Genomic DNA, 8132 nt, shown 5'->3' with positions numbered 1-8132 from the left:
GTCAAGGTGGTCACCAAGCACGTCGACGGCGAGGTCGTGGACTTCGGCACCGTCGAGCAGCAGGACGGCTCGATGTACCAGGGCGAGACCGACGTCGTCCGCGAGGGCAAGACCGGTCTGCGCGACGTGACCTACCGGATCGTCTACCGCAACGGGAAGATCACCGTGCGCAAGGTGCTGAGCCAGAAGGTCCTGCGCCAGCCCGTGGACGAGATCGTCAAGGTCGGCACCAAGGAGCAGCCGGCCGCGACCAACTTCGCGTCGGGCAACAGCGTCTGGGACCGGCTCGCGCAGTGCGAGTCCGGCGGCAACTGGGCCACGAACACCGGCAACGGCTACTACGGCGGCCTCCAGTTCAGCCTCGGCACCTGGCAGGCGTACGGCGGCTCCGGCCTGCCGAGCAACGCCAGCCGGGAGACCCAGATCGCCATCGCCACCAAGCTGCGCAACGCCTCCGGTGGCTACGGCGCCTGGCCGGGCTGCGCCCGCGCGCTCGGCCTGCCCACCTGAGCCTGAGCCTCGACTCACTCGTGGGGCAGGCGCTCGGTGAGCGTCGCCTCAGGCCCGTCGTCGTGCGGGTTGTCCGAGAGCGTGTCCCAGATCCGGAACAGGTACGCGCTCAGGGCGACCCGCACCCACGGCGGGGCCCCGAGGCAACTGCGCGGAACGCGGACCCGCACGGTGTCGGCCGTGTAGTCGATGTCGTGGGCCAGCCCCGGGCAGGCGACCCTCGACTCGGACCGGTCGATCAGGCGGTGCCGGCCCTCGGGGTGCTCCGAGTCCGTCGAGACGATGGCGCGGTAGGTGCCGGCGCCCGTGCGGATCCGGACGTCGAAGTCCTTCGACTGCACCCGGCGGAGGTCGAGGAAGGCGAGGGAGGCGGTCACCGCATGCGCCCGGTGCCGCGCCGTCCCGGCGACGGTGTCGATCGTCGCCCGCTCCCCGAAGGGGTCCCAGTCGTCCTCGCCCGGGCCGATGACCCACACGTCGCCCGTGCCGTCGGCCAGCGCCACCCGGGCGGGCTCCTGGCGCGTGGGATCGGCGCCCGCCGGCGTCGCGACGCTGGTGGTGAGGAGCGCGGTCATCGCGACCGCAGCGCCCGCGAGAGTGGTCGAGGTCCACATGGCGCCTCCCGGAGTGCGTGGACGTCATCACCGTCGCTCGCAGCGGGCTCGGCGACCAGGGGCATAGGTCCCGCGGGCGCCCTGACTACGCTGGCGCACATGTCTGACACCTCCGCTGGTCCGAGGCTCCTCGGACCGGCGGACGTACGGGCGCTCGCCGCCGAGCTCGACCTGCGACCCACCAAGCAGCGCGGGCAGAACTTCGTGATCGACGCCAACACCGTGCGCCGCATCGTCCGCGAGTCCGGCGTCACCGACCACGACGTGGTGGTCGAGGTCGGCCCCGGACTCGGCTCGCTCACCCTGGCGCTGCTCGAGGTGGCCGGGCGCGTGGTCGCGATCGAGGTCGACGAGGTGCTCGCCGCCCGGCTGCCCGAGACGATCGCGACGTACGCGCCCGGGCAGGCCGACCGCTTCGAGGTCGTGCTCGCCGACGCGATGCGCGTGACCGAGGTCCCCGGCCCAGCGCCGACGGCCCTGGTCGCCAACCTGCCCTACAACGTCTCGGTGCCCGTGCTCCTGCACCTGCTGATGCTGCTGCCCTCGCTCGAGCGCGGGCTCGTCATGGTCCAGTCCGAGGTGGCCGACCGGCTGGCCGCGGCCCCCGGCTCCAAGGTGTACGGCGTCCCCTCGGTCAAGGCCGCCTGGTACGCCGACGTACGCCGTGCGGGCGCGATCGGGCGCAACGTCTTCTGGCCCGCGCCCAACGTGGACTCCGGGCTGGTCGCGTGGACCCGCCGCGAGCCGCCGACCACCACCGCCACGCGCGAGCAGGTGTTCGCGGTGGTCGACGCCGCCTTCGCCCACCGGCGCAAGGTGCTGCGCGGGGTGCTCCGCTCGCTCGCGCCCGCCGAGGACGTCGATGCCGCGCTCGAGCGCGCGGGCATCGACCCGCTCGCCCGGGGCGAGTCGCTGCGCGTGGAGGACTTCGCCCGCATCGCGGAGGGGCTGCCGTGGAGGTGACCGTGCGCGCCCCGGCGAAGATCAACCTGCATCTCGGCGTCGGCGCTCCCCGCGAGGACGGCTACCACCCGCTGGTCACCGTCTACCAGGCCGTCGGCCTCTACGACGACGTGACCGCCCGGATGGCCCCCGACTGGAGCATCGGAGTCACCGTCCCGGACTGGATGGACGACGACGCCGTGCCGCTGGGCGGCGAGAACATCGTCGACCGGGCGGCCGGCCTGCTCGCCGCCCACCACGGCGTCGAGCCGCTCGGCGAGGTGCACATCGCCAAGGCGATCCCGGTCGCGGGCGGCATGGCCGGCGGGTCGGCCGACGCCGCGGCGGCGCTCGTCGCGCTCGACCGCCTCTGGGGCCTCGGTACGACCGACGACGACCTCCTCCGCCTGGCCGCCGAGCTGGGCAGCGACGTCCCGTTCGCGCTGCTCGGCGGGACCGCGCTCGGCGTCGGACGCGGCGAGGTGGTCACCCCCGTCGACGACCGCGGCACGTGGTGGTGGGTCGTCGTGCCGTCCGCCGTCGGGCTGTCGACCCCCGAGGTCTACCGGCACTTCGACCGGATGTTCTCCGACGCCCCGTCCGAGCCGGTCCCCGCCGACGCGCTGCTCGAGGCGATCGCCACGGGCGACACCTGGGCGCTCGCCGACGCCCTGCACAACGACCTCGAGGCCGCCGCGATCGACCTGCGTCCCGAGCTCGGCCGGCTGATCGAGCGGGGGGAGGAGGCCGGTGCGCTGCGCGGCCTGGTGTCGGGCTCCGGTCCCACCTGCGTGTTCCTCTGCGGCTCGGCCGACCACGCGCGCTCGCTGGCCGCCGACCTGTCCGGCGCCGGCCACGCCGTCGTCCTCGCCGCCAACGGCCCCGTCGCGGGCGCTCACCTGGTGTCGTATGCCTAGCGTCGCGACCAACCTCGTCAACCTCGAGCGGGTCTCCAAGGCGTACGGCGTGCGCCCGCTGCTCACCGAGGTCTCGCTCGGCATCGGCGCCGGTGAGCGGGTGGGCATCGTCGGCCGCAACGGCGACGGCAAGACCACGCTGCTCGAGGTGATGACCGGCATCGAGGAGCCCGACTCCGGACGCGTGTCCCGCCAGCGCGGACTGCTCATCGGCTACCTCCACCAGGGCGATGAGCTGGAGGACACCCACACGGTGCGCGAGGCCGTGCTCGGCGGCCGCGACGACCACGAGTGGGCCGCCGACGCGCGCACCCGCGAGGTCGTCGAGGTGCTCCTGGCCGGCGTGGCGCTCGACCGCTCCGTGCTCGGTCTGTCGGGCGGCGAGCGGCGCCGCTGCTCGCTGGCCGCGTTGCTGCTCGGCGACCACGACCTGATCGTGCTCGACGAGCCCACCAACCACCTCGACGTCGAGGCCGTCGCGTGGCTGGCGCAGCACCTGGTCCGGCGTACGTCCGCGCTCGTCGTCGTCACCCACGACCGGTGGTTCCTCGACGCCGTGTGCCAGTGGACCTGGGAGGTCCACGACGGCGTCGTCGACGCCTACGAGGGCGGGTACGCCGCGTTCGTGCTCGCCAAGGCCGAGCGGCAGCGCCAGGCGGCCGCCTCGGAGATCCGCCGGCAGAACCTGGTCCGCAAGGAGCTCGCGTGGCTGCGCCGTGGCCCGCCGGCGCGCACCTCCAAGCCCAAGTTCCGCATCGACGCGGCCAACCAGCTGATCGAGGACGTCCCGCCGCCGCGGGACCGGCTCGAGCTGCAGCGGTTCGCCACGCAGCGGCTGGGCAAGGACGTGATCGACGTCGAGGACGTCGACCTGGTGCGCGGCGAGCGCCGGCTGCTCTCTCACGCCACCTGGCGGCTCGGCCCGGGCGACCGCGTCGGCGTGGTGGGGGTCAACGGCGCCGGCAAGACGTCCGTGCTCTCGCTGCTCTCCGGCGAGCTCACGCCCTCGGCGGGCAAGGTGAAGGTCGGGCGCACGGTCGCCATGCAGCACCTGACCCAGCAGCTCGACGACCTCGACCCCGACGGCCGGGTGCTGCCGACGGTCGAGTCGATCCGCCGGGTCACCAAGACCGCGGACGGCGAGATCACCGCGACCTCGATGCTCGAGCGGTTCGGGTTCACCGGCGACCGGCTGACCGCCCGGATCGGTGACCTCTCCGGTGGCGAGCGGCGCCGGTTCCAGCTGCTGCGGCTGCTGCTGACCGAGCCGAACGTGCTGCTGCTCGACGAGCCGACCAACGACCTGGACATCGAGACGCTCAACGTGCTCGAGGACTTCCTCGACGGCTGGCCCGGCACGCTCGTGGTCGTCTCGCACGACCGGTACTTCCTCGAGCGGGTCACCGACACCGTGTGGGCGCTGCTCGACGACGGCAAGATCTCGATGCTGCCGCGCGGGGTCGACGAGTACCTCGAGCGGCGGGCCGAGGCGCTGCACCTCGAGGGGCTCGCCCAGGCCGAGGCGGCGTCCGCCTCCGAGCAGACGCCGGAGCCCGCCGTACCGTCCTCGCCGAAGGCCAAGCCGGGCAGCGCCGAGGAGCGCACCGCACGCAAGACGATCGCGCGCATCGACAAGCGCCTCGAGCGGATCGCCGAGCAGGAGGCGGCGCTCAACGCCGAGGTGCTCGAGCACGCGCACGACTACGAGCGGCTGGCCGAGCTCAGCACCCAGCTGCAGGCGCTCGCCGCCGAGAAGGACGAGCTCGAGCTCGAGTGGCTCGAGGCTGCGGAGGTCCTCCAGTAGGACTCGGGCAATAGCCCTTCTCGACTATGGCCTCCTCGGGGTCGGCTCGCGATGCTCGTTGCCCATGGACATGTGGAAGCAGGTCGGCCGTCTCGGACGGCGCGTGGGATGTGTGGTGGCTGCGGTCGCGCTGCCGGTCGGCCTCGGCGCCCTGACGGCGTCGCCCGCCCAGGCGGTGTCGCCGGCGCAGGTCGGGTGGATCTCCGCCGAGCTGGCCTCGTCGTACGGCCTGCCCGAGGCGACCATCGTGGTCGACGCCACCGCCACGTCCGGCGACCTCTCCATCGGCTGGGACTTCTCCTACGACGCGGTGTCGGTGACGTTCGCGGAGGTCGCCGGACACAGCGGGCCGGGATTCGGCACTGTTCCGGACGGTTGTGCGGCGGTGACGGCCGGGATCGTCTGCGCGCTGGACGCGGTGGTCGCCTCGATGGGCTCGGCCAACGACGGTGTCTACCAGAGCGGGGTCTGCATGACCGCGTTGGTCGCCGACCTCGGCGAGGGCGCCAACCGGTTCGTCGCCTCGAGCGACTGCCCGGACCAGCAGTTCGTCGTCACCTCCGGCTCCGGCCGCGACGACCTCGAGCTCATGGGTATCGCGGCGGCTGGGACGTACGTCGACTCCGGCGGCGGGGACGACTTCGTCGTCGGCAGCTCGAGCCTGGACGAGATCCACGGCGGCGACGGCAGCGACGAGATCCTGGGCCTGAGCGGCGATGACAAGATCCTCGGCGACGGAGGCAGTGACACGATCTACGGAGGCCCCGGCGCCGACAAGCAGGACGGCGGCCCGGGCGACGACGTCCTCTCCAGTGAGACCAGCGGCTACTGGGGCGGGGGCAAGATCGACACCGGTGCCGACGACGTTCGCGGCGGATCCGGCAAGGACACCGTGAACCTGTCGCTCGACGTCAACGGGGCGACGGTCAGCCTGGACGACAGGGCCAACGACGCGGTCGGCGGCGACGGTGGCGACAACTACCACTCGGACATCGAGCGTGTGCTCGGCTCCGGGGGCGACGACAGGCTGGTCGGGTCGTCCCACGCGGAGGAGCTGAGCGGCAACTACGGCGACGACCGCATCTCGGGCGGCGGCGGCAACGACAAGCTCTACGGCGGGGCCGACAGCGACAAGATCGACGGCGGCCCGGGCAAGGACTCGGTCTACGGCGACAGCAGCTCGTGCTGCACCAACAACGGCAACGACGTCATCACCGTCGCCGACGGCAAGCGGGACAGCGTGAACTGTGGCGGCGGGGCGGACGCGGTGCTGGCCGACAAGGTCGACATCGTGGCGCAGGACGGGCTGCAGCAGTGCGAGCGGGTGCGCCGCAAGCGGTAGGAGCGCCCAGAGCGGCCCAGAGCGCCCAGAGTGCTCAGTCCGCGAACGGCGCCGAGAGCGTGCGCAGCAGCGCGGCCAGGCGGGTGCGGTCGCGCTCGGGCAGGGCGGCCAGGAACGTCCGCTCGGCGGCGAGCAGTGCCTCGAACGCCTCGTCGACGGCGGCGCGTCCCTCGGGGGTGAGCCGCACGAGCACGCCGCGGCGGTCGTGGGGATCGGGGAGCCGCTCGACGAGTCCCCGAGCCGCGAGGCGGTCGACACGGTTGGTCATCGTGCCGCTGGTCACGAGGGTCTCGCGGATCAACCGGCCGGGGGAGAGCTCGTAGGGACGGCCGGCGCGACGCAGCGCCGCCAGGACGTCGAACTCCCAGGGCTCCACGCGCGCGCCGGTGAACGCGTCGCGCCGAGCCAGGTCGAGCTGGCGCGAGAGCCGGCTGATCCGGCTGAACACCTCGACCGGACCGAGGTCGAGGTCGGGGCGCTCGCGCGCCCAGGCCTCGACCAGAGCGTCGACCTCGTCCCGCATGGGATCGAGCGTAGCGGATGCCGTCGAGAATCTTGACATCGAGAGACTGAGTGCTCCACGATGTCTTGACGTCAAGATAGTTGGAGGCTCGGCATGACGCACACCTGGGACCCCGCCCGCTACCTCGTGTACGCCGACGAACGCGGGCGGCCGTTCGCGGACCTCCTTGCGCGGGTGCCTGCCGATCGACCGCGCACGGTCGTCGACCTGGGGTGCGGCCCGGGCAACCTCACGACGCTGCTCGCCGAGCGCTGGCCCGATGCGGAGGTCGTCGGCATCGACTCCAGCCCCGAGATGATCGCCGCGGCGCGCTCGGCCGCGCCGGGGGTCGCGCCAGGCGTCGTGTTCGAGGTCGGGGACCTGCGCGACTGGACACCGGCCGAGCCCGTCGACGTCCTGGTCTCCAACGCCACCCTCCAGTGGGTGCCCGGCCACCTCGCGCTGCTGCCGCGGCTGGTCTCCGCGGTCGCTCCCGGTGGCTGGCTCGCCTTCCAGGTGCCGGGCAACTTCGGGGAGCCCAGCCACACGATCCGCGACGAGCTCGCAGCCGAGCCGCCGTACGCCGAGCACACCCGCGGCGTGGCCGTCCCCAGCAGCCACGACCCGGCCGACTACCTCGACGCTCTGGTCGGGATCGGATGCACGGTCGAGGCCTGGGAGACGACGTACCTCCACGTCCTCACCGGCGAGGACCCGGTGTTCACCTGGGTCTCCGGCACCGGCGCCCGCCCCACGCTGCAGGCGCTGCCCGCGGACCTGCGTCCCGGGTTCGAGGCGGAGCTCAAGCGGCGGCTGGCCGAGGCCTACCCGGCCCGCCCGTACGGCGTCGTGCTGCCGTTCCGGCGGATCTTCGTCGTCGCCCAGCTGCCGGCATGAGGCTCCACCACGTCCAGGTCGCCTGTCCGCCCGGCGGCGAGGACGGTGCGCGCCGCTTCTACCGCGACGGCCTGGGCATGACCGAGGTCGAGAAGCCCGCGGACCTGCGCGCCCGGGGCGGGGCCTGGTTCCGCTCCGGCGCGGCCGAGATCCACGTGGGGGTGGAGGACCCGTTCGCGCCGGCCCGCAAGGCGCACCCGGCTCTAGTGCTCGACGACGTCGCCTCCCTCGAGCGGGTCGCCGCGCGCCTGGTCGGTCTGGGTTTCGAGGTCGACTGGTCCCAGCGGCGGACGTTCCCCGGCTTCGAGCGGTTCCACGTCTTCGACGCGCACGGGAACCGGGTCGAGATCCTGGCCTGAATTCAGGCTGAGTCCTGCGCCGGGGCGACGCGGGCGGAGGATCCCCGGTGGACCGGCTCTCCTGCTGAACGGGTGTGGGTGCACCGGGAGGCGGCGGCGCCCAGGACCGGGAAGACGCACCTGTCGGGATGCCGCCGAGGTCTGGTCGCCGGGACGTCGTACGACCTGGTCGCCCGGGCAGCCACCTCGCATGACCTCCGTCGCGCCACCCGGGGACGTCATACGAAGGGGGTGCCCTGACCGCC

General features: G+C 73.1%; 9 protein-coding genes. 7 read left to right on the top strand and 2 right to left on the bottom strand.

All coding sequences use genetic code 11. The annotated features are described in order from the left end of the window. Positions 1-510 (top strand): resuscitation-promoting factor (locus tag Q0L15_RS08490; protein WP_296603618.1); only part of this gene is annotated, 510 nt, incomplete at its 5' end. 14 nt (positions 511-524) lie between these two features. Here Q0L15_RS08490 and Q0L15_RS08485 read toward each other — a convergent pair. Continuing rightward, positions 525-1124 carry a hypothetical protein gene (locus Q0L15_RS08485; protein ID WP_296603617.1) on the bottom strand — a complete coding sequence of 200 codons (600 nt, stop codon included), beginning with the start codon at positions 1122-1124 and terminating at the stop codon, positions 525-527. A gap of 99 nt (positions 1125-1223) precedes the next feature. Here Q0L15_RS08485 and rsmA point away from each other — a divergent pair, with 99 nt between their 5' ends. The 4 genes from rsmA (at position 1224) to Q0L15_RS08465 (ending at position 6129) form a co-directional block, all read left to right on the top strand. After that, positions 1224-2087, top strand: coding sequence for a 16S rRNA (adenine(1518)-N(6)/adenine(1519)-N(6))-dimethyltransferase RsmA (gene rsmA, locus Q0L15_RS08480; RefSeq protein ID WP_296603616.1), 864 nt, complete (start codon positions 1224-1226; stop codon positions 2085-2087). Further along, on the top strand, positions 2078-2983 hold the full coding sequence (locus tag Q0L15_RS08475; RefSeq protein WP_296603615.1) for a 4-(cytidine 5'-diphospho)-2-C-methyl-D-erythritol kinase: 906 nt from the start codon (positions 2078-2080) through the stop codon (positions 2981-2983). The genes rsmA and Q0L15_RS08475 overlap by 10 nt, the downstream gene beginning before the upstream one ends. Beyond that, complete coding sequence (locus Q0L15_RS08470; protein WP_296603614.1) at positions 2976-4787, top strand: ABC-F family ATP-binding cassette domain-containing protein; 1812 nt, start codon at positions 2976-2978, stop codon at positions 4785-4787. Before Q0L15_RS08475 ends, Q0L15_RS08470 begins: the two co-directional genes overlap by 8 nt. 115 nt (positions 4788-4902) lie before the next feature. Beyond that, on the top strand, positions 4903-6129 hold the full coding sequence (locus Q0L15_RS08465; protein ID WP_296603612.1) for a hypothetical protein: 1227 nt from the start codon (positions 4903-4905) through the stop codon (positions 6127-6129). 34 nt (positions 6130-6163) lie between these two features. Here the strand turns inward: Q0L15_RS08465 and Q0L15_RS08460 are convergent, their stop codons facing one another. Next, entirely contained in the window at positions 6164-6652 is a 489-nt protein-coding gene (locus Q0L15_RS08460; protein WP_296603611.1) for a MarR family transcriptional regulator, read from the bottom strand. 93 nt (positions 6653-6745) lie between these two features. On the opposite strand from Q0L15_RS08460, the gene Q0L15_RS08455 reads away from it, so the two are divergent. Both Q0L15_RS08455 and Q0L15_RS08450 read left to right on the top strand, forming a co-directional pair. Continuing rightward, positions 6746-7528: a trans-aconitate 2-methyltransferase gene (locus Q0L15_RS08455; protein ID WP_296603610.1), complete on the top strand. Its 783-nt coding sequence runs from the start codon at positions 6746-6748 to the stop codon at positions 7526-7528. Beyond that, a complete protein-coding gene (locus tag Q0L15_RS08450) occupies positions 7525-7887 on the top strand; it encodes a VOC family protein (RefSeq protein WP_296603608.1) in 363 nt (120 codons plus the stop codon). The genes Q0L15_RS08455 and Q0L15_RS08450 overlap by 4 nt, the downstream gene beginning before the upstream one ends. The last annotated feature ends 245 nt before the right edge of the window (positions 7888-8132 follow it).

This window comes from Nocardioides sp. (assembly GCF_024509035.1).
In the GTDB taxonomy this organism is placed as follows: Bacteria; Actinomycetota; Actinomycetes; order Propionibacteriales; family Nocardioidaceae; genus Nocardioides.
The sequence above is the reverse complement of the archived record's forward strand: the minus strand, read 5'-3'. Positions and strand labels throughout refer to the sequence as shown.